The sequence below is a fragment of the Archangium primigenium genome (assembly GCF_016904885.1).
Taxonomy (GTDB): Bacteria; Myxococcota; Myxococcia; order Myxococcales; family Myxococcaceae; genus Cystobacter; species Cystobacter primigenius.
On the sequence record NZ_JADWYI010000001.1, the window covers coordinates 3,916,337 to 3,940,094 of the forward strand.

The following is a 23,758-nucleotide window of genomic DNA, read 5'->3' on the forward strand; positions in this document are numbered from 1 at the left end:
CGCGCTCACGGGGTGGACTTCGCCGGAGCGTGGGCGGCCTTGAACGTGTTGTAGCTGGTGATGAGGTTGCGGTAGTCGGGGATGTGGTTGGACAGGAGCGTGCCCAGGCCCTCCACGTCCCGGCGCCAGTCGCGGTGCAGCTCGCAAGCCACGGCGAACCACGTCATCAGCTGGGCGCCCGCCTCGGCCATGCGGTTCCAGGACGCGTGGCGGGAGACGTCGTTGAAGGTGCCCGAGGCATCCGTCACGACGAACACCTCGAAGTCCTCCGCCATGGCGGACAGGGCCGGGAAGGCCACGCACACCTCGGTCACCACGCCCGCGAGGATGAGCTGCTTGCGCCCGGTGGCCTTCACCGCCTGGACGAAGTCCGCGTTGTCCCAGGCGTTGATCTGCCCGGGGCGCGGGATGAACGGCGCCTGGGGGAACTTCTCCTTGAGCTCCGGCATGAGCGGGCCGTTGGGGCCGTCCTCGAAGCTGGTCGTCAGGATGGTGGGCAGCTGGAAGTAGGCGGCCAGGTCGGCCAGGGCGAGCACGTTGTTCTTGAACTGATCCGGGTTGAAGTCGCGCACCAGGGACATGAGTCCGGCCTGGTGATCCACCAGCAGGACGACGGCGTTGTTGAGGTCGAGGCGGCTGTAGGGCTTGCCCATGAAATGCTCCGGGGGTTGGGGCGCCGTCCGTGGACGGCGTCGGGTGTGAAAGCGGTATAGCTTCCGGGAGCTTCTTCCATAAGGGCGTGGCCGCCGCACTCTTTGTTCCATGAATGGGACAATGCGGCGCGGTGCTATGTCTCGCGCATGAGCCCCTCTCCACTGCGCATCGGCAATGCCTCGGGTTTCTATGGCGACCGCTTCTCCGCCTTCCGCGAGATGCTCGAGGGCGGGGCGCTGGATGTGCTCACGGGGGACTATCTCGCCGAGCTCACGATGCTCATCCTCGGCCGGGATCGGATGAAGGACCCCACCGCGGGCTACGCGAGGACCTTCCTGCGGCAGATGGAGCAGTGTCTGGCCCTGGCGGTGGAGAAGCGGGTGCGGATCGTCACCAACGCGGGGGGATTGAATCCCGCGGGCCTCGCGGCGGCGCTGCGGGCCCTGGCCACCCGGTTGGGGCTGCCCGTGCGGGTGGCGCATGTGGAGGGCGACGAGTTGCTGGCGCGCGCTGGAGCGCTCGGGCTGGGCTCACCGCTCACGGCCAATGCCTACCTGGGGGCGTGGGGCATCGCCGAGTGCCTGCGCGCGGGCGCCGACATCGTCGTCACCGGGCGCGTCACGGATGCCTCGCTCGTCGTGGGACCGGCGGCGGCGCACTTCGGCTGGGGGCGCGAGGACTGGGATGGCCTCGCGGGCGCCATGGTCGCGGGCCACGTGCTCGAGTGCGGGGCCCAGGCCACGGGCGGCAACTACGCCTTCTTCACGGAGCTCGACGCGCGCCGCCCCGGCTTCCCGCTCGCGGAGCTGTACGCGGACGGCTCGTCGGTCATCACCAAGCACGCGGGCACGGGCGGCGCGGTGTCCGTGGACACGGTGCTCGCGCAGCTGTTGTACGAGGTGGGGGGCGCCCGGTACGCGGGGCCCGACGTGACGGCGCGCTTCGACTCGGTGGAGCTCGCCGAGGCCGGGAAGGATCGCGTGCGCATCTGTGGCGTGCGCGGCGAGCCGCCTCCGCCCACGCTGAAGGTCTGCCTCAACCGGCTCGGGGGCTTCCGCAACGAGACGACCTTCGTGCTCGTGGGGTTGGACATCGAGGCCAAGGCCCGGCTGGTGCGCGAGCAGCTGGAGGCCGCCCTGCCCACGCCGCCGCGCGAGCTGCGCTGGACGCTCGTGCGCACGGACCGGGAGGACGCGCCCACCGAGGAGCAGGCCGCCGCGTTCCTGCGTGTCGTGGCGAAGGATCCGGACGAGAAGCGGGTGGGGCGCGCCTTCAGCGGGGCGGCCATCGAGCTGGCCCTGGCGAGCTACCCCGGCTTCACCCTGACCACGCCGCCCACGGACGGCATGCCCTATGGCGTCTACACCCCGGCCTATGTCGACGCGGCGCTCGTCGAGCACGTGGCCGTGCTGCCCGACGGCACGCGCGTGGCCATCGCCCCCGCCGCGCGGACGCTCGCCCTGGCGGAGGTGGCGCCCGCGCCGCTGCCCGCGCCCCCGTCCCCGGGGCCCGTGCGCCGCGTGCCCCTGGGCCGGATCGCCGCCGCGCGCAGTGGGGACAAGGGCGGCACCGCGAACATCGGCCTCTGGGTCCGCACGGACGCGGCCTGGCGCTGGCTGGCGCACACGCTCACCCCGGAGCGGCTGCGCGCGCTGCTCCCCGAGGTCCAGTCCCTCCCCGTCGAGCGCCACCTCTTTCCCCAGCTGCGCGGGCTCAACTTCGTGATCGACGGCCTGCTCGGAGAAGGGGTGTCGTCCTCGACGCGCTTCGATCCCCAGGGCAAGGCGCTGGGGGAATGGCTCCGCGCCCGCCACGTCGACGTGCCCGAGGCCATTCTTTCCGATGTAACCGCTTAAACCGGGAATCCGTTGACAAGGGCACGAGCGCCTTCCGATGATGCTCGCCGTTTCTTCCCGCACTGGAGTCCGCCCATGTCGAGCCGCCGTCTCCTGCCTGTCCTCGCCGCCCTGCTCATGCCCTCCCTGGCCCCCGCCGCGAGCGTCTACAACACCTGGGCGGGCACGCCCGCGTCGCTGAGCGCGCTGGGCAAGGCCCAGTCCGTGTCGGAGGCGAAGGCCTCGTCGAGCTGGACCGTGAACACGGCCTACGGCTTCGGGTACGCGCGGGCGCGGACCGCCTCGGGGCTGTACGAGTTCCAGCTCGTCTCGGTGTCGCCCGCGTCCTCGGCCGGCCGGCTCAACGGCTTCTGGAACGTCAGCCGCGATGGCGTGCTGCTCTGCGGGCAGTGCCAGGGCTGGTCCTCGGGTTACACCAGCGCGCCCGGCAAGCCCTTCACCATCAACGTGGACAACGGCAACTACCAGCTGACGACCACCATCACCGCGTTCAACGACGTCTTCTAGGACGGCCGGACTTGGGTCCTCGGGCTCAGTAGATGGAGAGCCCGAGCGACCACGAGTGCACGAAGCCGTTGAGCTCGGGGCGGGAGTGGGGCAGCCAGTCCTGGGTCCAGCGGAACGTGAGGCCCAGGCGCGTGGTGAGATCGAACTCCGCCAGGGCGCCAAAGGACACGTAGGGCCGGGACGCGGAGGTGGAGGGCCGGCCCCCGCCCTCGGTGGCGGACCAGGCCCGGCCGCCGCCCACGAAGGGGCCCAGGTGCAGCCGCCAGAGCGAGAGCGGGTACCACTGGGCCTCCAGCCCCAGACGCGCGTTGTAGTAGGCGCTGGACCCATCCGCGCCGAACTGGAGCCGGGTGTCGGCGAGCAGGCCGAACTTCCGGTGGGGGAAGTAGCCGAGCGCGAAGCGGAAGCCCACGTCGCGCAGGGTCTGTCCGCCGGGCAGCGCGAGGCTGTCGTTGCCCGCGCCGAACTGGTACGTGAAGCCCTGGCGGTTGAGGGGCGCCGAGCCGTTGAGCCACATGCCCGCGCCCTCCGCGCCCGAGATCATCGCCTCCGACAGGTGCTCCAGGTCCGCGGGCACCAGCTCGTCCAGCGGCACGGTGCGCTGCGGGCCCCGCGTGGAGATGAGGTGCACCGGGTGCTTGGGGTGCACCGCGACCGAGCCCTCGTAGCGCGCGCCCTCGGTGATGGCCAGGCTCACGCCCACCACCACGCCGACGACCACGGCGAGCGCCAGGAGCCGGTCGAGGCCCTGGAGACTGCCGAGCGAGCCGCCCGAGGAACCTCCTCCCGAGGAGCTCCGGGCGCTGCTCGGCGCGCCATCGGGCACGGGGGAGGCGCCGTGGATGCTCCCGCCCGAGGGCAAGTCCGGCGAGGTGGGCGGCGGCCGGGAGTAGGGCGGGGGCTGGTAGTAGGGCGCGCCGTAGGACTCCAGGTAGAACGACGGCACCCAGTGCCCGTGGTCGGTGACGAGGTAGCCCACGGGGGGGGACTCGAGCGGCGGGGCCCAGGCGGGCGCGGGCTCGGGGTCCGTGGCGGTGATGAACTGCTGGATGGCGTACACCTGCCGGCCGCGCTCCTGCGGCGAGGTGCGCACGATCCGCTCCATCTCCGAGCGCGGGACCTCGTAGAGGTGACCCAGGCAGCCGCTCGTCAGCATCGCGAGCAGCGCCACCCAGGTGACCCCGCGGGAGGGGGTTCGGGAGGCGGGCCGGATGTCGGGTTCCATGCATGTCTCCTGGGCGGACCCGGTGGGACGGGAGCGCGAGCATAGGACGTCCGCTTCTCCGTGTGTGGCCGATGCTTCGCCTTCGTGGGGATTGGCGTCGCCATCGTGGGAAGCGCGTTTCCCACCCTGGGCGGGAAATGGGCACGAACGCGCGCCGGAAGGGGTCTGGGCGTTCCTCCAGCGGACACACCGTGGGGCATGGCTTCTGCACAGTGGGACGCGACTTTCGGACGGAGGGTTCCATGGCGCGATGGCAAGGTCTGTGTGGGCTGCTGACGGTGGGGTTGCTGGCGTGTGGTCCCGAGACGGACTCGACCCTGTCGATGCCGACCGACGTCACCTCCGGAGGGGCGGTGTCCACTCCGCCGACGCCCGCCCCCGCGCAGCCCGCGCCCGTGGAGGAGCCGCCGCCCGCCGTGGAGGAGGGCGGGAGCGTGCCCGGGGAAGGACAGCCCGCGCGCGGCGCCTATCCCCGCGTGCAGTCGCGGGTGCCCGTGCTGGAGCTGCGCATCAAGCCGGAGGACCTGGCGCGCCTGGACGCCAACCCCGAGTCCGAGGAGAAGGTGCCCGCGGTGGTGGTGCTCGATGGCCAGTCGGCGCCGGCCCGGGTGCGCTACCGCGGGGCCAGCACGCGCGACCTGCCGCAGAAGAGCTTCAAGGTGGAGCTGGACGCGGGCCACGACCTGGATGACCGGGATCACTTCGAGCTGCTCGCGAGCTGGTACGACAGCGGCAAGCTCACGGAGAAGTTCGCGGTGGACCTGTACACCGCCCTGGGGCTGCCCGTGCCGAGCGCCCGCTACGTGCGCGTGAGCATCAACGGCCAGCACAACGGGCTCTACCTGGACATGGAGCACGTGGGGAAGGAGTACCTGGAGGCGCGGGGCCTGGAGAAGAAGGCGGCCATCTACCGCTGCGGCCACCGCAACTGCGAGCTGACGCTCCAGTCGGGCGCGCACCAGACGGACTTCGAGAAGAAGAGCCAGGAGTCCACCGGCCGGGGGGACCTGGATGCGCTGCTCGCGTGGGTCAACCGCAGCGACGACGCGGACTTCGAGGCGAAGCTGGCGCGCTCGGTGGACGTGGACGCCTACCTGGGCAACCTCGCCGCGGACATGCTCATCTCGAACAACTACATCGAGGACGCGCGCGGCTATTGGATCCACGAGACGGCCCGGGACCGGTGGCAGTACGCGCCGTGGGATTTGAACAACGCGCTCATGCTGCACTGGCGCACGTGGGCCCCCACGGATCCGCCCATCACCGACCGCTGGCCCCAGGCCTTCAGCCTGTACGATCCGATGGTGCAGAAGCTGTACGAGCAGCGCGTGAAGGAGCGGCCGGTGCACCGCCCCACGTGGAACGTGCTCAACACGCGCCTCTGGGACCGGCCGGCCCTGCGCGCGCGGATGATCGACAAGCTGGAGACCGCGCTCGCCGGTCCCTTCTCCGAGTCCAAGGCCCTGGCCCACATCGACGCGCTGTGGGCCGTGGTGGAGCCCGAGTTGCGCAAGGATCCCTACGTCTCGGTCGAGCACATGGTGCGCTCGCGGGACTTCCTGAAGACCTACGTGCGCCAGCGCCGCGCGTTCCTGCTCGGCACCCTGCGCGCGCTCCGGGCGCACGGGGGCGGGGACCTGGTCATCCAGGAGGTCGCCGCGGGCAGCACGGGCTACGTGGAGCTGTACAACCGGGGCAGCGCGCCGGTGTCGCTCGCGGGCCACGAGCTGACGAATGACCTGCGCGCCCTGTCGCGCTTCCGCCTGCCCACCCTCACCCTGGCGCCGGGCGAGCGCCTGCGCCTGCTGGCGGATGGTTCACCCACCAAGGGCGCGCTCCACCTGCCCTTCACCTTGTCCGCGACCGAGGGCGGCGAGGTGGGCCTGTTCAACGGCAACATCCGCTCGGCCACGGGCGTGGCGCTCGTGTACGGCCCCGTGGACATCGTCTACTTCGGGCCGGCGTCCGCGGACATGGCCTACGGGCGCAAGACCCCGGGCGGCGAGGACTTCGCGCGCTGGCGGCGCTGATGACGCATCGCGTGGTCTCTTTCCTTGTGAGAACACGCAACTCGAATTCTTCCCCGGCGAGAATGGAGGAGAGAGTCCTACTCGACCTCTTCTCTTCCTACCCTTCGCCCGGGAATCCTGCTCATGGCCCTGCACACCATCCGTCGTGGTGACACGCTGTCGGCGCTCGCCAAGAAGTTCAACACGTCGGTGGGCGCGCTGGCCAAGGTCAACGGTATCAAGAACCCGGACCGCATCATCGCCGGGCGCAAGCTGGAGATCCCCGGTTCGCGCGACAGCTTCGAGGCGCGTCCCACGGGCGGCGCGGGTCGGGCTCCGGCGGCGGGCCGGACGCCGGCGGCGGGCGGCGCGGGTCGGGCTCCGGCGGCGGGTGGCGCCACGGGCGCGGCGCCGGTGGCGGCCCCGGGCAACGCGGCGCCAGGCAAGGGCGTGACGTCCGCGCAGCTGCGGCAGATCATGCCCACCCTGTCGCAGGCCAAGGCCGACCAGTACCTGCCGCACATCAACCGCGCCATGTCCGAGGCTGGCATCAACACGCCGCAGCGTCAGGCCGCGTTCCTCGCGCAGCTGGGCCACGAGAGCGGCGGGCTGCGCTACATGGAGGAGATCGCCTCGGGCGCGGCGTACGAGGGCCGTCGGGATCTGGGCAATACCCAGCCGGGTGACGGCACGCGCTTCAAGGGCCGTGGCCCCATCCAGCTCACCGGCCGCGCCAACTACCGCGCCGCGGGCAAGGCCCTGGGCCTGGACCTGGAGAACAATCCCCGTCAGGCCGCCAGCCCCGAGGTGGGCTTCCGCACCGCCGCCTGGTTCTGGAACAGCCGCAACCTCAACTCCCTGGCCGACAAGGGCGACTTCCGCGGCATCACCAAGCGCGTGAACGGTGGCTACAACGGCCTGGCCGACCGCGAGGCCTACTACCGCCGCGCGCTGAACACGCTGCGCTAGTCGTACGGTAACCCCGGCCCGGACTTCCGCTTGAACTCGCGGGGCGTCTGGGCTGTATGCGGGGCATGGACGACCTCGTGATCCGCGTGGCACGGCCGGACGATGCGGAGACGCTCTCCGTGCTCGCCCGGACGACGTTCGTGGAGACATTCGTGGCGGACTTCGGTCTGCCGTATCCCGAGGAGGACCTGGCGCACTTCCTCGAGGCGTCCTACGCCCCCGAGGTCTTCGCGCGCGCGCTCGTCGACCCTTCCCGGCGCCTCTGGCTGGTCGAGCGCGGCACCCGGGCGCTCGGGTACGCCTCGGCGGGGAACAATGGCCTGCCGCACCCCGAGGCCCGGCCCGGAGAGCGCGAGCTGAAGAGCTTCTACCTCCAGCGGGAGCTGCAAGGCCTGGGGCTGGCGCCCCGGCTGATGGACACGGTGCTCGCCTGGTTGGATCCCCAGGGAGGGCGGCGGCTGTGGATTGGCGTGTGGTCCGGCAACGTGCGGGCGCGGCGCTTCTACGCCCGGTACGGCTTCCAGCACGTGGGCGAGTACGAGTTCCCGGTGGGTCGGGTCCGGGACCGGGAGTTCATCCTGCGGCGCGGCTGAGAAGGGGGACGAGGTATCATCGGGTTCCCATGTTTCCTTCGATCTGGCGCGGGCCCCTCGGGGTCGTGGCGCTCTGCATGTGCCTCGTGGCGCCGCCTGGCCGGGCCGCCGACGACTTCGACGGCTGCCTCGCGCAGGCGGTCCGACTCTACGAGAGCCTCGAATACGAGCACGCGCTCGCCCAGCTGGAGCAGTGCCAGAGCCTGGCGCGGCAGTCCGGTGAGCAGGTGCGGGTCTCCCTGCATGAGGGCATCGTGCTGGCGAACCTGGGCCGCTGGGAGCGGGCCCGGAACGCCTTCCGGGACGGGTTGCTGAAGGACCCGGAGGCCACGCTGCCCCTGATGGTGTCGCCCAAGGTGAAGCGGGAGGTGGAGGCCGTGCGTGCCCGCGTGCGCCGGGAGCTGGGGAGCGCGCGGAGCCGGGAGCCGCGGGCCGAGGTCCCGCCCGACGTGGCCCCGGCCGGCGATCGACCGGAGCAGACCGTCGCGCCCTCCCTGACGCCCGCGCTGGAGTCGCCCCCGCCGTCGCTCACGCCCCAGGTGGAGGCACGGGTCTCGCGCCGGCCCGTGTTGCCCTGGGTGCTGCTGGGCACGGGCGTGGTGGCGGGGGGCGTGGGCGGATACTTCGGGGGGATGTCCCGCTCCCAGGTGGCCGCCGCGCGCGGGGCCTCCCAGCAGTCCGAGGCCGCGCAGCGGCTGGACGAGGCACGGGGCAGTGCGCGCGTGGCCAATGTCTTGTGGGTGGGCGCGGGAGTCGCCGCCGTGGGCGCGCTCGTGTCGTGGTGGCTGCATGAGGGGTCCGCCGAGACGCCCTCGACTGGAGAGGTGCCATGAGGCGTGTTCTTGGCGTGCTGGCGTGGGTGATGTGGGGCGGACTGGCGTGCACCGTGCCGGAGTTGGCGTCGCTGGGGTCCTTCCCGTGTGACAGCACGAGCGCATGTGCCCCGGGCTACGTCTGTGTCTCGGGCCAGTGCGTGCCCCCGGGCGCTGAGCCCGAGCCGGGGACGCCTCCCGGGCCGGGGCCGCAGCCGGAGCCCGATGCGGGAACCGGGCCGCAGCCGGAGCCCGACGCGGGAACCGAGCCACAGCCGGATGCGGGACCCGGGCCTCAACCCGAGCCCGGGGAAGAGTCACCCCCCACGCTCGCGGTCAGCGTGCCCAGCCCGCCGAGCAACCCGCCCGCGTCGGGCCGGACGACGTACACGGAGCTGGGGTCGGACGGCCGGGCGCTGTCCCCGGCGTGGAAGCGGGATCAGCAGGTGGTCGTGGAGGCGCGCACGAGCGCGTCCGCGCCGGTCGTGTTCGAGCTGAAGGGCACGGACGGGCGGTCGGTGACGGTGGACGGCGTGCCCTACACGTCGGGCTGCGCGGCGCGCCAGTGCGTCCGGGCGACGCTGCCGCTGTGGAAGCCGCGGATGGATGCCGCGCGAGGCTCGCTCACGCTCGTGGTGACGGCGCGCACCGCGACGGGCGTGCCCACCGTGTTCGAGCAGGCCCTGCCGGTGACGCGCTGGAAGTGGGCCTATTCCGTCTTCGACGGCTCGTCGGGCAGTGGCTCCAACCGCCTGGACGACTCACCCGGCATCGGCGCGAACGGCACGGTGTACGTCACCACCTATTACACCCAGGTCGTGGCGGTGAGCCCCTCGGGCCGCGCGCTGTGGAACTCGCCGCTGCAGGGGGAGGGGGCGCCCATCCCGAGCGTCCAGGCGGATGGCCGCGAGCTGCTGTACGTGCGCAGCTACGCGGAGCTCAACGGGAACAGCGGCCACCAGCTCTACGTCTACGATCTGGCGAGCCGGAGCCTCGTGGGCCAATGCCCGTCGCGGCTCAACAACGGACTCTGGTTCGACAGCACGGTGCTCGGCACCTCGAATGGCGTGGAGAACGCCTTCGCGGTGACGTACGGCAGCACCGGCGCGATTCTCGCGTTGGGCTCGGGCTCGTCGAGCCGTCCGAGCGCGTGCGCCTTCGTGCAGCGGGACGTCAAGTCCTCGGAGCGGGGCAACCTGGCGTACCGCGACAACGCCCTCTTCTTCTCCGGTCCGAGCGCCCGGGTGATGAGCTTCGAGACCCACTCCTTCTATCCCCGCGCGGGCTGGCCCGTCATGTCCGCGAGCGCCTCGGGGGCCAACGGCCTGGCCTTTCACGGGGACGTGCTCGTCATGGGCGAGGGGGACGCCTCGAGCACCTCCAGCACGGGCGGCATCAGCACCACGTCCACGACGAGCCCGCAGACCGCGGTGATGCGCTACGCGGGCGGCGCCGTCTCCATGCCGAGCGTGGGCGCGGGCGGCGTGCTGTTCGGCGTGGACGCGCGCGAGGGCCGGCTGGTGCGCATGCCCACGGGTGGTGGCTCGGCCACGGTCTCCAAGGAGCGGGGACTGGGCAACGACCTGGCGCCCACGCTGGGGCAGGGCGGGCTCGTCTACGCCATGCAGTCGGGCGTCGTGGGCGTCTGGTCGGCCGCGGACCTGTCGCTCCAGTGGCTCTGGTCCTGGCGGGGCTCCCGGCTCACGGACACCGCGCCGCCGGTGCTCGACTGCACGCGGGATGAGCAGGGCGTGCCCATCGCCGGCCGCCCCGGCGTGCTCTACGCCTCCCTGTTCAACGAGCTGCACGCGCTCGTGGTGGACAGCGCCGGCCTGGACGCGGATGCACCGTGGCCCAAGCAGCAGCATGACCAGCGCAACACCGGCAACGCCTCCACGCCCGTGCTGCGCTGTCCGTGACGCGGAGCGGGGCGCCCCCGGGGCTCACGGCTTCGGGGGGCGCGGCTTGGACGGGAGCGGTTGGGAGCGCGGCGTGCGGGGGCCGAGCGCGCGCAGGGAGGCCTGCTTGAGCCGTTTCCGGGCCGCGGGCGCGGACAGCCCCGTGTAGTGCATGGCCAGTGCGAGCTTCACTTCATGGCCGGCCGCCTCGAGCAGCCGCTGGGCGGCCTCGGGCGCCAGGTCCGTCAGCTCCACGACCATGCGCGCCGCGCGCGCGCGCAGCTTCTGGTTGCTCGTGCGCACGTCCACCATGCGCCCCCGGTAGACCTTGCCCAGGGCGATGAAGGCCGTGGTGGTGAGGGCGTTGAGGATGAGCTTCGTCGCCGTGCCCGCCTTGAGCCGCGTGCTGCCCGCCACGAGCTCTGGTCCCGTCGAGGCCCGCAGCAGGTGATCCACGGCCACGTCCGGGCCCGGCGCGTTGCAGCACACGAGCACGGTGCGCGCGCCTCGGGCCCGCGCGGCCTCCAGGGCACCCTTCACGAAGGGCGTCCTGGCGCTCGCGGAGATGCCACACACCACGTCCTTCGGGCCCGCGCCGAGCCGGAGCACCGCGGCATGGCCCGCCGGGGCGTCGTCCTCCGCGCCTTCCACGGCCCGCGTCATCGCCCGGCGGCCCCCGGCGATCACCGCCTGGACCTGTCGGGGCGAGGCGCCGAAGGTGGGCGGACACTCGCTCGCGTCGAGCACGCCGAGGCGTCCACTGGTTCCCGCGCCGATATAGAGGAGGCGGCCACCCGCCTGGAGCGCTTCCGCCACGGTCCGCGCCGCTCGCGCCAGTTCCTTCAGCGCGGGGCGGACCGCTCGGACTGCCACTGCGTCTTCTCGATGCAACCGGCGGATGACCTCTTCGAGAGAGACGAGGTCGAGATCCTCCGCTCGGGGATGCAACTGCTCGCTGGGGGGGAGCGCGTTTGAAACCGGACGCGATCTTCCCTCCCGCGAGCCCACGGCCTGACTCAGGCCGCCTTCGTGATCTTGCCGGCCTTGATGCAGCGGGTGCAGGCGAGCACGCGCGTGGGGGTGCCGTTCACCGAGGCGCGGATCTTCTGCAGGTTGGGCAGGGTCCGCTTCTTGGTCTTGTTGTTCGCGTGGCTGACGTTGTTGCCAACCAGCGGCCGCTTGCCGCAGAGGTCGCATTTCCAGGCCATGACTGCTAACTCCTTGAAAACAGGGGCAATTTAACGAAAGCCCATCTGAGAGGGGCGGGAACCTACCCACAAACCACTGGAAAATCCAGCCAGATCCGGCCTCAACGCTTGAGGACGGGGCGCTTCTTGAGCATTTCCTGGATCAGCCGCGTGGCGCGGACGCCGGCCAGCAACTCGCCCTCCAGGCCCAGGCCCGGGAGGACCTCGCGTCCGGCGAGCAGGAGGTTCTTGGTGGGCGTCTGCTGCTTCAAACCGCTGACCCCCAGGTGCGCTTCCGCGTCGATGAGGTAGTGCGGGTGGGGCATGAGGCGGCTGCCCCGCACGGCGCTCGCGTCCAGGTAGGGGGCCGAGCGCAGCAGGCGTTTGCCCTGGGTGAAGGGCATGAGGGTGTCCAGGTGGCCGTCGATGCGCTGGGCGAGCGCCTCGAGGTAGCCCTCGCCCAGGTCGCGCACGCTCGCGGGCACGAAGCCGCCGGCGCACACCACCCGGAGCGAGCTGTCCTCCTTGCCCTCGGCGGAGCGGGCCGGCAGCACCTGCACGAGCAGGGCGCCCAACTCGCTGTCCTCGGTGTCCAGCACGACGAGCTCGCCCATGCCCCGGGGCAGGGCCGTCTCGGGCACCACCCAGTTCACCGCGAAGAGGAAGGACTTGATGGTGGACTGGTCGAGCTGGTCGCTCAGGCCCCGGTGCTTCTTGCGCCCCGTCATCAGGCGGCGCAGGGCGCCCGCGTCCGTGGCGGAGACGAGGCACGAGGCCCGGTAGAGCGTGTCCGAGCGCAGGAGCTTCACCGCGGAGAAGCGGCTGCCGTCGAAGACGAGCTCCTCCACCACGTAGGTGTCGGTGTTGCTGGGGCTCAGCAGGTCTCCCCCCAGCTCCTGGAGCCGCTCGAAGAGCAGCTTGCGCAGCCCGTCACGGCCGCCCGGGTAGCGCCAGGGTGTCTGCAGCACCTGGGACAGGGGCCGGGTGCGCGCCAGGGCGGAGGAGGGGTTGTCCAGGTGGACGGAGAAGGGCCGCAGGCCGCGCAAGAGCCGCGAGGGGGCGTCCGCGCCGGCCAGCCGCAGGTCGGTCTCCAGGCCCGGGTGGCGGCCCTTGGCGCGCTTGAGGTTCCAGGCCTCCAGGAGCCCGTCCGGGGGCAGGGGCGGCGCCTCCTTGAAGAAGGCATCGGACGGCTCGTGCTGGTGCGTGGAGGCCGCGAGGTCCGTGAGGATGCGCTCGCCCTCGCCGCCGAACTCGCGGGCGAACTCGGCGCCGCGGCGGGTCGCGTCGGCGTGCAGATCCACCCGGTGCCGGGGCATCACCAGCTGCAGCTCGGGCACGTGGGGCTGCTGCTGACGTTGCAGCTCGGCGGCGAGGCCTACCTCGGCGAAGGCCTCCTCCACGGCGGACATCGTCTTGAGGGACGGGGCGATGAAGGGGGCGTAGGGCAGGCAGTAGCCGCCGTGCTCGTAGCCGGGCCCGGTGCCGTCGTGCTCCACGAGCAGCACGCCATAGCCGCGCTTGGCCAGCATCACCGCGGCGAGCGCGCCTCCGAGCTGACTGCCCAGGACGATCACGTCGTAGACGTGCCGGGAGGGGGCCGTGGTCGCGGGAAGTTGTTTGGGTCGGGCGGCGGGCATCGGCATCGCGCCGCGCACCCTACACGCGTTGCCGGGGGCCTCGCAGCGCTTTCCCGCGCCGGGGTGCCCTTCGGGCGTATCCTCGGGGGCAGGAGGGGGCCATGACCGAGCGGACGAGGAACGCGGTGATCATCGGAGGCGGCGTGGGGGGGCTGACGGCGGCGCTCGCCTTGGAGCGGCGGGGCTGGGCGGTGGACGTCTTCGAGCAGGCCCCCGCGCTCAAGGAGGTCGGCTCGGGGGTCATGATCTCGCCCAACGCCATGAGCGTGCTGTTCGCCCTGGGCCTCGAGCAGGTGGTGGCGCGGGGCGTGCCCCTGACGCACGTGGAGCTGTGCACCTGGCGCGGGGAGGCCCTGCGGCGCGAGCGCGCGGAGGACGTCCCTGGCACGGACGTGCCCGCGGTGCTCTTCCACCGGGCGGCGCTGCATGGCGCGCTGCACGCGGCCCTGGGGTCGGGGACGCGGGTCCACCTGGGGGCCCGCCTGACGCGCTTCGAGGAGGACGGGGAGGGAGTCGTGGCGCGCTTCGAGGACGGACGGGAGGCGCGGGGGGACGTGCTGGTGGGCGCGGATGGCTTGCACTCGGTGGTGCGGGCCCAACTCCATCCGGGAGAGCGCATGCGCTACGCGGGCCATCCGTGCTGGCGCGGACTGGCGCGGGGCTTCTCGCATCCGGCGCTGCCCCGGGGGCTGTTGCGCGAGACGCAGGGGCGGGGGGCGCGCTTCGGCGTGGGGCACGTGCGCGAGGACCTGGTGTACTGGTGGGCCACCGCCGACTGGCCCCAGGGCGAGCCCGTTCCAGGCGGGGACTCGGCCTTCCTGGCGCGCGTCTTCCAGACGGCGCACGCGCCCATTCCAGAGCTCATCGCGGCCACGCGGCCCGCGGACCTGCTGCGCAACGATCTCCTGGACCGCCCGCCCCTCGCGCGATGGGGACGGGGGCGGGTGACGCTGTTGGGGGACGCGGCCCATCCGATGATGCCCAACATGGGGCAGGGCGCCTGCTCGGCCATCGAGGACGGCGCGGTGCTGGCGCGGACGCTGGAGGAGACGCGGGACGTGGCGGAGGGCCTGCGGCGCTACGCGGCCCGGCGTCAGGACCGGACCCGCTGGCTGCAAGAGCTCTCCTGGCGCTTCGGCGTCGTCGGGCAGTGGCGCCAACCCGCGGCGGTCTGGCTGCGGGAGAAGGCCATGCGGCTCGCCCCGGCGAGCGCCCTGCGGCGGCAGTACACGCGGCTGTGGGGCTGGCGCCTGGGGAGCGACGGGTAGGGCGCGCTCAGGGCGGCGTCGGCGCGTCGTCCTCCGCCCGCGTCCACCGGGGGGCCTCGTTCGGGGCGGGCCGACCCTCGAGCAGCTCGTGGGGGCCGAAGGAGGCCTTGTAGCGCAGGGACGCGCAGCCGAGGACGCGGTAGCCGAGGTACACGTGGGGGATGCCCCGCGCCCGCGCCAGCTCCACCTGGAACACCACGTTGGCCGAGCCCGGGGACAGCCGCGCGTAGGCCGGATCGTAGAAGAAGTACACCGCGCTCCAGGCCCGGGGCGTCTCGTCGCAGATGCCCAGGCCCACCAGCCGCGGGCCGCCCTCGGCGGCGTCGTCGTAGTAGGCCACCTCGCGCGCCGAGGGGTGGGGGAAGGCGAACTGCAGGAAGTAGTCCCGCGCGCTCAGGGGCGAGGCGTTCCACTCGCGCGTGCGCTCCCGCTCGTCGTGCCAGCGGTGGTAGAGCGCCAGCCGCTCCGCGTCCACCCGGGGCGGGCCCACCTCCACGCGCAGCCGGGCGCACGCGGCGCGGGCCCGGCGCTGGCTGCGGTTGGGCTGGAAGGTCGCGGTGGGGATGCGCAAGGACACGCACTCGGCGCAGTCGCGGCACGCGGGCCGGAAGTACATGGGCCCGAAGCGGCGCCAGCCCCGCGTGAGCAGCACCTCGTACTCCTCGGGGCTCACGTCCTTCATCACCAACTGCTCGAGCGAGGCGCGCTCCTCGGGCAGGTAGCTGCAGGTGTCGGGCGGCTCGATGGAGTGTCCCACGAGGGTGGCCATGCGGCGCGCGGCTCCCTAACCCGGCTCGCCGGGGTTGCGCAGGCTCAGGCCGCCCACCGCGGGCCCCAGGGTCGTCACCACCCGGCCCGCCTCCAGCCGCACGCCGCCCGTCACGGCCAGCCGCACCACCAGCGGGTAGAGGCGGTGCTCCTCGGCGAGGATGCGCGCGGACAGGGCCGCCTCGTCGTCCCCGGGCAGCACGGGCACCGCCGCCTGCGCGATGATGGGGCCGGTGTCCATGCCCGCGTCCACGACGTGCACCGTGCACCCGGCCACCTTCACGCCCTGGTCGAGCGCCTGGCGCTGGGCATGCAGTCCGGGAAACGCCGGCAGGAGCGAGGGGTGGATGTTGAGCACCCGGCCCGGGAAGCGATCGAGGAAGTCCGCGCCGAGCAGGCGCATGAAGCCCGCCAGGCACACCCACTCCACGCCCGCGGCCACCAGCGCGTCGCCGAGCGCCCGCTCGAAGTCCGCGCGCGACGCCTGGCCCTTGTGATCCAACACCCGCGTCTCCACGCCCGCCTCGCGCGCCCGCTGCAGCGCGAAGGCGGTGGGCACGTTGCACACCACGAGCGCCACCTCGGCGGGGAAGTCCGGCCGGGCACACGCATCGAGCAGGGCCTGCAGGTTGCTGCCCCCGCCCGACACCAGCACGCCCAGCTTCACCCGGCCGCTCATGGCGCGATGACCGCCGTGGCCTCGCCCGTGCCGGCCTCGATGCGGCCCACCTCGCTGGCCTCCACGCCCCGCGCCTCCAAGAGCGCGAGCGCCACGGCCACGTCCTCGCGCGCCACCACCGCGATGAGGCCCAGGCCCATGTTGAAGGTGTCGTACATCTCCGCGCGCGCCACTCCGCCCAGCCGCTCGATGAGCTCGAAGAGGGGGGGGCGCGTCCAGGCCGTGCTGTCGAGCACCGCGCGCGTGCCCTCGGGCAGGCAGCGCGGCAGGTTGCCCGGGATGCCGCTGCCGGTGATGTGCGACAGGCCCTTGAGCTTCACCGTCTTCATCAGCGCGAGCACGTCCTTCACGTAGATGCGCGTGGGCTCGAGCAGCGCGTCGACGAGCGGCCGGTCCAGGCCCTCGGGCACCGCGTCCAGGGGCAGCTTCGCGTCCTCCAGGAGCACCTTGCGCGCCAGCGAGTAGCCGTTGGAGTGCAGCCCCGAGGAGGTGAGCCCGATGAGCGCGTCGCCCGGCCGGATGTCCCGCCCGTCGATGATCTCCGAGCGCTCCACCACGCCCACGCAGAAGCCGGCCAGGTCGTACTCGCCCCGCGCGTAGAAGCCCGGCATCTCCGCCGTCTCGCCGCCGAGCAGCGCGCACCCGGCTTGCTCACACCCCTGGGCGATGCCCTTGACCACCTCGGCCGCCGCGTCCACCTCCAGCCGGCCCGTGGCGAAGTAGTCCAGGAAGAAGAGCGGCTCGGCCCCGGAGGTGAGGATGTCGTTCACCGACATGGCCACCAGGTCGATCCCCACCGTGCCGTGCCGGCCCGCCTGGAAGGCCACCTTGAGCTTGGTGCCCACACCATCCGTGCCCGACACCAGCACCGGCTCGCGGTACTTGCCCGGGGGCAGGGCGAACAGCCCGCCGAACCCACCCACCCCGGCCAGGACCTCTGGCCGCATCGTGCGCGCCGCATGGGGCTTGATGCGCTCGACGAAGGCATCCCCCGCCTCGATATCCACTCCCGCCTGCTTGTAGGTCGTTCCCACGCCGGGCCTTGTACCGGCTTTGCCCACCTCCTGTCTCGCCTCACGCCATGCCCCCGGGGCCCCGGACCGAGGTGGGTGCCTGGACGACACCTGAGGGGAGAAGGACGGAAGCGCCAGACGGAATTTGACCCTATGAATCGGGACGGCTTAACTCCCGGATCGCGATGGGCGCCGAGGAAACCCTCTTTCAACGTTTCGGCAAGGAGTTCCCGAAGGGCACGACCCTCTTCCGCGAGGGAGAGACGGGCAAGGAGATGTTCGTCCTGCAGTCGGGACGAATCGCCATCTCCAAGCGCGTGCGCGACGAGGAAAAGGTGTTGGCGGTGCTCGGTCCGGGGGAGTTCTTCGGCGAGATGGCCATCATCTCCAACCGGCCGCGCAATGCCACGGCCACGGTGAGCGAGGACGCCAAGCTGCTCGTCATCGACCCGAAGACCTTCGAGGGCATGATCCGCGGCAACGCGGAGATCGCCGTGCGGATGATCAAGAAGCTCGCCGAGCGCCTGTCCGAGGCGGACGCGCAGATCGAGAACCTCCTGCACGGCGACCCGTCCAGCCGCGTGGTGCACCACGTGCTGCAGGCGTGCCGCCTGCGGGGCCGGCCCACCGACGAGGGCATGGAGATCGATCTCAACCTGCGCGAGCTTCCTCGGCAGCTGGGCGTGGGAGAGCCGGCCATCCGGCTCGTGTTGGACCGGCTCCACCGCGCGGGGATGCTCAGCCTGGGCGATGACAGCCTCACCGTGCAGGATACGGCGCGGCTGCACGACTTCCTCCAATACCTGGAGATGAAGTGGAAGTTCGGAGATCTCTAGCGTGAAGCTCCAGGTCCTAGGGTGCCACGGAGGAGAGCTTCCCGCCTGCCGCACCACGTGCTTCCTCGTGGACGACGTGCTCGCGCTGGACGCGGGCGCGCTCACGAGCACGTTGTCGCTCGAGCAGCTGTGCCGCATCGACGACATCATCGTCGGCCACAGCCACTTCGATCACGTGAAGGATCTGCCGCTCATGGCGGACCTCATCATCGGGCGGCGGGACAAGCCGGTCACCATCCACGCCTCGCGCGAGTGTGCCCGGGCCCTGCGCGAGAACATGTTCAACAACGCGCTCTGGCCGGACTTCACGCGCATCCCCACGCGCAAGGAGCCCGTGCTGCGCATCAAGGCCTTCCGCGCGGGGAGCACCTTCCAGGTGGGCCCCTACACGGTGCAGTCCGTGCCCGTGCACCACCCGGTGGAGTCGTGCGGCTTCGTCATCACCCGGGGCCGCGTGTCCATGGCCATGAGCGGGGACACCGGCCCCACGGACAAGCTGTGGAAGGTGCTCAACCAGACGCCCACGCTCAAGGCGCTGCTCATCGAGACGAGCTTCCCCAACGCGCTGCAGCAACTGGCCGACGTGTCCGGGCACCTCACGCCCGCCACGCTCAAGAGCGAACTGGCCAAGTTCGAGCGGGACGACGGCACGAGCGTGCTGCTCTACCACCTCAAGCCCGCCTTCGTGCAGGCGGTCAAGCGCGAGGTGGCGGACATGCCCGTGGAAGTGCTGGAGCTCGGGGACACGTTCGAGTTCTAGGGGGCGGGCTCCCGGTTGGGAGTTGACGGCTCCCGGGCAGTGGGATTAACCGGGGCCCCCATGGCCTGGTTCTCCAAGAAGCCCCGTATCGCCACCACTCCCGAGCCCGTCGACGCCCCCAGCCGCATGCAGGGGCTCTGGGCCAAGTGCGAGAGTTGCGACGAGATCCTCTACCGGCAGGAGCTGGAGAAGAACCTCAACGTCTGCCCCCACTGTGAGCACCACCTGCCGTGGCCGGCGCGCGCCCGCCTGGCGTCGCTGCTCGACCCGGACAGCTTCGAGGAGTTCGACAAGGAGCTCGAGCCGCAGGATCCGCTCGGGTTCTCCGACTCGAAGAAGTACAAGGACCGGCTGCGCTCCACGCGCAAGGCGCTGGGCGAGAACGACGCCTTCATCTCCGGCGTGGGCCGCATCGAGGGCCAGCAGGTGTCGGTGGGCTGCTTCGTGTTCGAGTTCATGGGCGGCTCCATGGGCTCGGTGGTGGGCGAGAAGTGCACGCGGGTGTTCGAGCGCGCGCACGAGCTCAAGTGCCCGGCCATCGTCTTCTCCGCCTCGGGCGGCGCGCGCATGCAGGAGGGCATCTTCTCCCTCATGCAGATGGCCAAGACGAGCGCGGCCATCGCCCGCTTCCGCAACGTGGGCAAGCCCTACATCTCCGTGCTCCTGCACCCCACCACGGGCGGCGTGGCGGCCTCGTTCTCGTGGCTGGGCGACGTGATGCTCGCCGAGCCCAAGGCGCTCATCGGCTTCGCCGGTCCGCGCGTCATCGAGCAGACCATCCGCCAGAAGCTGCCCGAGGGCTTCCAGCGCTCGGAGTTCCTCGTGGAGCACGGCATGCTCGACGCCATCGTCCAGCGCAAGGATCTGCGCGCCAAGCTCCACCAGGTCATCTCCCTGCTCGGCTAGGCCGTCCCCTCGCGCCCTCGACGGATGACGACGCCCCGCACCCCCGTGGAGGCGCTGGAGTTCTTCTCCCGCCTCAGTCCCTCCAGCATCAAGCTCGGCCTGGAGCGGGTGGACGCCGCCCTGGAGGCGCTCGGCCATCCCGAGCGGCGCTTTCCCGCGCTGCACGTGGCGGGCACCAACGGCAAGGGCAGCACGTGCGCCTTCGCCTCGGCCATGCTCCACGCCGAGGGCCACCGGGTGGGGCTGTACACCTCGCCGCACCTGGTGCGCGTCAACGAGCGCATCCGCGTGGACGGGGTGGAGATTACCGACGAGGTGTTCGGCCAGCGGATTTTGGAGGTGCTGGAGCGCCACCCGGACGCCGGGGAACTCACGTACTTCGAGTTCGGCACCGTGGTGGCCTTCTGGCACTTCGCCCGCGAGGCGGTGGACGTGGCCGTGGTGGAGGTGGGGCTGGGCGGCCGGCTGGACGCCACCCGCGCGTGTGAGGCGCGCGTGACCGCCATCACCCCCGTGTCCTTCGATCACACCGAGTACCTCGGCCACACCCTGGAGGCCATCGCCGGGGAGAAGGCCGGCATCCTCAAGCCCGGCGTTCCCGGGGTGATCAGCCAGCAGGCCCCCGAGGCGCTCGCGGCCATCACCGCCCGGGCCGAGGCGCTGGGGGCTCCCCTGGTGCTCGAGGGCCGCGACTTCGGCTTGGATGCCCGCCCGGACGGCACCCTGGCCTACTGGGGCCCGCACCTGGCGGTGGAGGGCCTCACCCTGGGGCTCCGGGGCGCGCACCAGCGGGGCAACGCCGCGGTGGCCGTGGCCCTGGTGGAGCAGGGGAGGGCCCAGGGGCTCCCGGTCTCGCCCGAGGCCATCCGCACGGGCCTGGCCCGGGCCCGGTGGCCGGGTCGGCTGGAGGAGCTGGGCGGCCCGCCGCCGCTGGTGCTGGATGGGGCGCACAACCCCGCCGGGATCCAGGTGCTGCTCGCGGGCCTGCGCTCGCTCTACCCGGGCCGCCGGGTGCACTGCGTCTTCGGCGTGGTGGGCGACAAGGACCGGCGCCCCATGCTCGAGGCCCTGCTGCCCACGTGCGCCTCGGTGCACCTGACGCCCCTGGACACCCCCCGCTCCCTGGCCCCCGAGCGCTACCTCGACGAGGCCCGGGCCTTGTGCGCGGATGTAGGGGCTTATTCCTCGTTGGAGGCGGCGCTCGCTGGAGCGCACTCCCGGGCGTCGGAGAACGACGTTATCTTGTGTACGGGTTCGCTCTTCCTGGTGGGTGCGGTACGCGCCAGGTGGGGTGGAAACCTTGGCGCGTTGCATCACAGTCCCTAGGTTCACATCATGCGCTTGCCGGATTGGAGAGCGGCGACTCCAACGGGTCCCCATACACCGACGGTCGACGAGGTCGACTTCCGGTCGCTCTACCAGAAGACGAAGTACGTCGTGGAAACCGCGGATGGCTGGTCGCTCGTCATCACGCGCTATCGCCCCGTCAAGCAGCCCTTCGCCCAGCCCCTGTTCGGCGAGCCGCTCTTGCTGGTGCATGGCTTCTCGCAGAACCGCCACGCCTGGACGAGCGGGCAGTTCGTCAAGAACCTGCTGTTCTTCGGGGTGGACATCCACATCCTGGAGCTGCGCGGCCACGGCAAGAGCTCCATCGAGTTCCAGAAGGAGCGCGCCGAGCGCTTCCGCCGCCCGCTGCCGCCGGACCTGGACTACGGCTGGGACATCGACAGCTACTTCCTCTACGACCTGCCGGCGGCGGTGTCCGGGGTCAAGCGCATCACCCGGCGCGAGCGCATCTTCTACTGCGGCCACTCCATGGGCGGCATGCTCGGCTACGGCTACGCGGGCATCCACGACGACTTCGAGGGGCTCATCACCATCGGCTCGGCGGCGGATCTGGGCCGGGGCGCCTTCGTGCTGCGCATGCTGTCCATGTGGGCGCCCGCGGTGGGCGCGAGCATCGATCTGCTGCTGGCGGGCCTCAACCTGGAGCGGCGCCTGGGGCACACGGGCCGCCAGGTGCTCTCCCGCGCCGCGTCGTCGCTCAACGCGGGGCTCGCCCGGTGGCTCGCGCCCAAGGACGCGCCCGAGCCGCGCCGCTTCCACGTCATTCCCATGAATGACTGGCTCAAGTTCGCCGAGCGCCAGCTGGCGCGCGCCGAGCAGCAGCCGCTCTTCAACTACATCACCACGCGCGTCAACCGGCTGAGCAACCCCGCGCGCGCCAGTGCCCAGGACGTGCGCTGGCTCCTGCGCGAGGGCGGTGAGCCCGAGCCGCGCAAGGTGGTGGAGCAGTTCGTGCGGTGGATCCGCGGCGGGGAGATGGTCTGCTACCGCACGGGGTTCGATTTCCAGCGCGGCTTCTCGAAGATCCGCATCCCCATCGCCATCATCTTCGGGGACATGGATCCGCTGGCGTCGCTGGAGTCCACCCGGAGCGTGTACCACGCGGCCAAGAGCGAGTACCTGCTGTGGCGCCCGGTGAAGGGCAACAGCCACCTCGAGCTGACCATGGGGCACGACATCCGGCAGATCTGCTACGACATCAAGAACCTCATCGAGTACGCGCGCACGCACCGGGGCAACCGGCTGCCCGCGCTGCCCCGGCTGCGCTAACGCGCGGCCGGTAACAGAGAGGTCCACGGGAAAGTTGGAGCCAGGGTGGCGCGTGTTACCTTCGAGGTGGCATGCGTTCCCTCATCCAGAAGTCGTTCCCGAAGCTCCTCGTCCTCGCGCTGCTCGTGGGGGTGTGGAGCCCGGCGCGGGCGCAGGAGGCCGGCGCCCTCAACGCCATCACGAGCGTGAACGTGAGGGGCGGGACGGTGGAGATCGTCGGGACGAAGAAGCCCAACTTCACCACCTTCAGCCTGACGGATCCGCCCCGCCTGGTCATCGACATCGCCGAGGCCACCTTCTCCGGCGTGAAGGAGGACATCGCGGTCGGCAATGGCACCATCACCGCCATCCGCACGGCGGGCTACGGCTCGGATGACTCGTCCATCGCCCGGGTGCTCATCGGCTACGCGCGCGAGGTGGAGACGGACATCCAGGCGCGGGGCAACACCCTGGTGGTGAGCGTGGCCGGCGCCGGTGGCACGGCCGTGGCGGCGCTCACGCCTCCCCCGACCCCCACGCCCGCTCCGGCGGCGCCGACGCCCCCTCCGGCCGCCCAGACCCCGAGCCCCGGCGGCGCCTCGGCGCCCACCGCGACCGCTCCGGCCACGAACCCTGGTGGCACGGCGGATCAGGCGGCCCAGGCGGCCCAGGAAGAGCGCAAGCGGCAGGACGCCGCCGCGGCCCAGGCGACGCTCGCGGCGCAGGAGGAGCGCAAGCGGCAGGAGGCGGCGGCCACCCAGGCGGCGCAGGAGGAGCGCAAGCGGCAGGAGGCGGCGGCCGCGCAGGCCACCCAGGCGCGGGAGGCCGAGGCCCGGCGTCAGGCCGAGGCGCGCGCCGAGGCCGATCGCAAGGCCCGCGTGGAGTCCGAGCGCGTGGCGGCCCAGCAGGCCGAGCAGCAGCGCGCCCAGGCCGAGACCGAGAAGCAGCGCCGGGACGCGGAGGCGCGCGCGGCGGCCGAGCTGAAGCAGCGCCAGGCGGCCGAGGACAAGGCGCGCCGGGACGCGGAGGCGCGCGCGGCGGCCGAGGAGCGGCAGCAGCGGCAGCAGGAGGCACGCGCGGCGGCCGAGCAGAAGCAGCGCGACGCGGCCGAGGAGCGGCGGCAGCGGCAGGAGGAGGCACGCGCGGCGGCCGAGGAGCGGCGGCGCGAGCGGGACGAAGCGCGTCAGGAGCGGCTCGCCCAGGCGGAGCCGCCGGCCCGCGTGGCGCCGGAGCAGGGCACGCGCGCCGCCGTGTCGTCGCGCCGCAAGACGCTGGCGCTGGTGGGCTTCCGGCAGGTGTCGGGCGGCTCGCGCATCTTCCTGCGCACCGACGAGCCCGTGCGCTACTCGGTCTCCAAGGCGGAGCGCACGGTGGTGCTGGAGCTGGAGAACACCCGCGTGGACGTGAACAACACGCGCCCGCTGGACACCTCCTTCTTCGACACGGCGGTGAACCGGGTGGAGGCGGACCCCGGCCCCGCGCAGACGGTGCGCGTGACCATCCGCCTCAAGCAGCAGGTTCCCTTCCAGACGCACCAGGAGGGCAACGAGCTGTCGATCGAGTTCCTCCGCCCCGACCGCCGGTGA

Annotated in this window: 22 protein-coding genes; 14 read left to right on the top strand and 8 right to left on the bottom strand. The window is 72.0% G+C overall.

Features of this window, described 5'->3' with window-relative positions:
- Nucleotides 1–5: 5 nt before the first annotated feature.
- Nucleotides 6–653, bottom strand: a complete 648-nt coding sequence (gene ycaC, locus I3V78_RS16225) for an isochorismate family cysteine hydrolase YcaC (protein WP_204488958.1) — start codon at nt 651–653, stop codon at nt 6–8.
- 147 nt (nt 654–800) lie between these two features.
- On the opposite strand from ycaC, the gene I3V78_RS16230 reads away from it, so the two are divergent.
- Complete coding sequence (locus tag I3V78_RS16230; RefSeq protein ID WP_204488960.1) at nt 801–2,510, top strand: acyclic terpene utilization AtuA family protein; 1,710 nt, start codon at nt 801–803, stop codon at nt 2,508–2,510.
- Nucleotides 2,511–2,585: 75 nt separating this feature from the next.
- A complete protein-coding gene (locus tag I3V78_RS16235) occupies nt 2,586–3,017 on the top strand; it encodes a hypothetical protein (RefSeq protein ID WP_204488962.1) in 432 nt (143 codons plus the stop codon).
- Nucleotides 3,018–3,042: 25 nt separating this feature from the next.
- Here the strand turns inward: I3V78_RS16235 and I3V78_RS16240 are convergent, their stop codons facing one another.
- Entirely contained in the window at nt 3,043–4,242 is a 1,200-nt protein-coding gene (locus tag I3V78_RS16240; protein ID WP_204488964.1) for a hypothetical protein, read from the bottom strand.
- 242 nt (nt 4,243–4,484) lie between these two features.
- On the opposite strand from I3V78_RS16240, the gene I3V78_RS16245 reads away from it, so the two are divergent.
- The 5 genes from I3V78_RS16245 to I3V78_RS16265 all read left to right on the top strand — a co-directional run bounded on the left by I3V78_RS16245 (nt 4,485) and on the right by I3V78_RS16265 (nt 10,544).
- Nucleotides 4,485–6,272, top strand: coding sequence for a CotH kinase family protein (locus I3V78_RS16245; protein WP_204488972.1), 1,788 nt, complete (start codon nt 4,485–4,487; stop codon nt 6,270–6,272).
- 123 nt (nt 6,273–6,395) lie between these two features.
- The gene (locus tag I3V78_RS16250) at nt 6,396–7,220 is read left to right on the top strand and encodes a LysM peptidoglycan-binding domain-containing protein (protein WP_204488974.1); all 825 of its coding nucleotides are present in this window, start codon (nt 6,396–6,398) and stop codon (nt 7,218–7,220) included.
- A gap of 65 nt (nt 7,221–7,285) precedes the next feature.
- Entirely contained in the window at nt 7,286–7,813 is a 528-nt protein-coding gene (locus tag I3V78_RS16255) for a GNAT family N-acetyltransferase (protein WP_204488976.1), read from the top strand.
- 29 nt (nt 7,814–7,842) lie between these two features.
- On the top strand, nt 7,843–8,646 hold the full coding sequence (locus tag I3V78_RS16260; protein WP_204488978.1) for a hypothetical protein: 804 nt from the start codon (nt 7,843–7,845) through the stop codon (nt 8,644–8,646).
- Nucleotides 8,643–10,544, top strand: coding sequence for a hypothetical protein (locus I3V78_RS16265; protein ID WP_204496968.1), 1,902 nt, complete (start codon nt 8,643–8,645; stop codon nt 10,542–10,544). Before I3V78_RS16260 ends, I3V78_RS16265 begins: the two co-directional genes overlap by 4 nt.
- A 24-nt stretch (nt 10,545–10,568) precedes the next feature.
- Here the strand turns inward: I3V78_RS16265 and murQ are convergent, their stop codons facing one another.
- The 3 genes from murQ to I3V78_RS16280 form a co-directional block, all read right to left on the bottom strand.
- A complete protein-coding gene (gene murQ, locus I3V78_RS16270) occupies nt 10,569–11,531 on the bottom strand; it encodes an N-acetylmuramic acid 6-phosphate etherase (RefSeq protein ID WP_204488981.1) in 963 nt (320 codons plus the stop codon).
- A gap of 8 nt (nt 11,532–11,539) precedes the next feature.
- Nucleotides 11,540–11,731, bottom strand: a complete 192-nt coding sequence (gene rpmB / locus I3V78_RS16275; protein ID WP_095975869.1) for a 50S ribosomal protein L28 — start codon at nt 11,729–11,731, stop codon at nt 11,540–11,542.
- A gap of 101 nt (nt 11,732–11,832) precedes the next feature.
- Nucleotides 11,833–13,347 carry a phytoene desaturase family protein gene (locus I3V78_RS16280; RefSeq protein WP_420840451.1) on the bottom strand — a complete coding sequence of 505 codons (1,515 nt, stop codon included), beginning with the start codon at nt 13,345–13,347 and terminating at the stop codon, nt 11,833–11,835.
- A gap of 101 nt (nt 13,348–13,448) precedes the next feature.
- Here I3V78_RS16280 and I3V78_RS16285 point away from each other — a divergent pair, with 101 nt between their 5' ends.
- On the top strand, nt 13,449–14,615 hold the full coding sequence (locus I3V78_RS16285; RefSeq protein ID WP_204488986.1) for an FAD-dependent monooxygenase: 1,167 nt from the start codon (nt 13,449–13,451) through the stop codon (nt 14,613–14,615).
- A gap of 7 nt (nt 14,616–14,622) precedes the next feature.
- Here the strand turns inward: I3V78_RS16285 and I3V78_RS16290 are convergent, their stop codons facing one another.
- The 3 genes from I3V78_RS16290 to purM are packed head-to-tail and all read right to left on the bottom strand — an operon-like array spanning nt 14,623 to nt 17,096.
- Nucleotides 14,623–15,384: an arginyltransferase gene (locus tag I3V78_RS16290; RefSeq protein WP_204488988.1), complete on the bottom strand. Its 762-nt coding sequence runs from the start codon at nt 15,382–15,384 to the stop codon at nt 14,623–14,625.
- A gap of 15 nt (nt 15,385–15,399) precedes the next feature.
- Nucleotides 15,400–16,062: a phosphoribosylglycinamide formyltransferase gene (gene purN, locus I3V78_RS16295; RefSeq protein ID WP_204488990.1), complete on the bottom strand. Its 663-nt coding sequence runs from the start codon at nt 16,060–16,062 to the stop codon at nt 15,400–15,402.
- A complete protein-coding gene (gene purM, locus I3V78_RS16300) occupies nt 16,059–17,096 on the bottom strand; it encodes a phosphoribosylformylglycinamidine cyclo-ligase (protein ID WP_204488992.1) in 1,038 nt (345 codons plus the stop codon). Before purM ends, purN begins: the two co-directional genes overlap by 4 nt.
- Nucleotides 17,097–17,260: 164 nt before the next feature.
- Here purM and I3V78_RS16305 point away from each other — a divergent pair, with 164 nt between their 5' ends.
- From I3V78_RS16305 to I3V78_RS16330, 6 genes are all read left to right on the top strand, one after another.
- Nucleotides 17,261–17,911: a Crp/Fnr family transcriptional regulator gene (locus I3V78_RS16305; RefSeq protein WP_204488994.1), complete on the top strand. Its 651-nt coding sequence runs from the start codon at nt 17,261–17,263 to the stop codon at nt 17,909–17,911.
- 1 nt (nt 17,912) lies between these two features.
- Entirely contained in the window at nt 17,913–18,671 is a 759-nt protein-coding gene (locus tag I3V78_RS16310) for an MBL fold metallo-hydrolase (RefSeq protein WP_204488996.1), read from the top strand.
- A gap of 60 nt (nt 18,672–18,731) precedes the next feature.
- Nucleotides 18,732–19,577, top strand: coding sequence for an acetyl-CoA carboxylase, carboxyltransferase subunit beta (gene accD / locus I3V78_RS16315; RefSeq protein ID WP_204488998.1), 846 nt, complete (start codon nt 18,732–18,734; stop codon nt 19,575–19,577).
- Between the two features lie 24 nt (nt 19,578–19,601).
- Nucleotides 19,602–20,903, top strand: a complete 1,302-nt coding sequence (locus I3V78_RS16320; RefSeq protein ID WP_204489000.1) for a bifunctional folylpolyglutamate synthase/dihydrofolate synthase — start codon at nt 19,602–19,604, stop codon at nt 20,901–20,903.
- 9 nt (nt 20,904–20,912) lie between these two features.
- The gene (locus tag I3V78_RS16325; protein ID WP_204489002.1) at nt 20,913–22,193 is read left to right on the top strand and encodes an alpha/beta hydrolase; all 1,281 of its coding nucleotides are present in this window, start codon (nt 20,913–20,915) and stop codon (nt 22,191–22,193) included.
- 71 nt (nt 22,194–22,264) lie between these two features.
- On the top strand, nt 22,265–23,758 hold the full coding sequence (locus I3V78_RS16330) for an AMIN domain-containing protein (protein WP_204489004.1): 1,494 nt from the start codon (nt 22,265–22,267) through the stop codon (nt 23,756–23,758).

What these genes read in the sequence shown, in the direction of transcription:
- ycaC (WP_204488958.1), bottom strand. Translation starts at nt 653, where the DNA reads ATGGGCAAGCCCTACAGCCGCCTCGACCTCAACAACGCCGTCGTCCTG.
- I3V78_RS16230 (WP_204488960.1), top strand. Translation starts at nt 801, where the DNA reads ATGAGCCCCTCTCCACTGCGCATCGGCAATGCCTCGGGTTTCTATGGC.
- I3V78_RS16235 (WP_204488962.1), top strand. Translation starts at nt 2,586, where the DNA reads ATGTCGAGCCGCCGTCTCCTGCCTGTCCTCGCCGCCCTGCTCATGCCC.
- I3V78_RS16240 (WP_204488964.1), bottom strand. Translation starts at nt 4,242, where the DNA reads ATGGAACCCGACATCCGGCCCGCCTCCCGAACCCCCTCCCGCGGGGTC.
- I3V78_RS16245 (WP_204488972.1), top strand. Translation starts at nt 4,485, where the DNA reads ATGGCGCGATGGCAAGGTCTGTGTGGGCTGCTGACGGTGGGGTTGCTG.
- I3V78_RS16250 (WP_204488974.1), top strand. Translation starts at nt 6,396, where the DNA reads ATGGCCCTGCACACCATCCGTCGTGGTGACACGCTGTCGGCGCTCGCC.
- I3V78_RS16255 (WP_204488976.1), top strand. Translation starts at nt 7,286, where the DNA reads ATGGACGACCTCGTGATCCGCGTGGCACGGCCGGACGATGCGGAGACG.
- I3V78_RS16260 (WP_204488978.1), top strand. Translation starts at nt 7,843, where the DNA reads ATGTTTCCTTCGATCTGGCGCGGGCCCCTCGGGGTCGTGGCGCTCTGC.
- I3V78_RS16265 (WP_204496968.1), top strand. Translation starts at nt 8,643, where the DNA reads ATGAGGCGTGTTCTTGGCGTGCTGGCGTGGGTGATGTGGGGCGGACTG.
- rpmB (WP_095975869.1), bottom strand. Translation starts at nt 11,731, where the DNA reads ATGGCCTGGAAATGCGACCTCTGCGGCAAGCGGCCGCTGGTTGGCAAC.
- I3V78_RS16280 (WP_420840451.1), bottom strand. Translation starts at nt 13,347, where the DNA reads ATGCCCGCCGCCCGACCCAAACAACTTCCCGCGACCACGGCCCCCTCC.
- I3V78_RS16285 (WP_204488986.1), top strand. Translation starts at nt 13,449, where the DNA reads ATGACCGAGCGGACGAGGAACGCGGTGATCATCGGAGGCGGCGTGGGG.
- I3V78_RS16290 (WP_204488988.1), bottom strand. Translation starts at nt 15,384, where the DNA reads ATGGCCACCCTCGTGGGACACTCCATCGAGCCGCCCGACACCTGCAGC.
- purN (WP_204488990.1), bottom strand. Translation starts at nt 16,062, where the DNA reads ATGAGCGGCCGGGTGAAGCTGGGCGTGCTGGTGTCGGGCGGGGGCAGC.
- I3V78_RS16305 (WP_204488994.1), top strand. Translation starts at nt 17,261, where the DNA reads ATGGGCGCCGAGGAAACCCTCTTTCAACGTTTCGGCAAGGAGTTCCCG.
- accD (WP_204488998.1), top strand. Translation starts at nt 18,732, where the DNA reads ATGGCCTGGTTCTCCAAGAAGCCCCGTATCGCCACCACTCCCGAGCCC.
- I3V78_RS16320 (WP_204489000.1), top strand. Translation starts at nt 19,602, where the DNA reads ATGACGACGCCCCGCACCCCCGTGGAGGCGCTGGAGTTCTTCTCCCGC.
- I3V78_RS16325 (WP_204489002.1), top strand. Translation starts at nt 20,913, where the DNA reads ATGCGCTTGCCGGATTGGAGAGCGGCGACTCCAACGGGTCCCCATACA.
- I3V78_RS16330 (WP_204489004.1), top strand. Translation starts at nt 22,265, where the DNA reads ATGCGTTCCCTCATCCAGAAGTCGTTCCCGAAGCTCCTCGTCCTCGCG.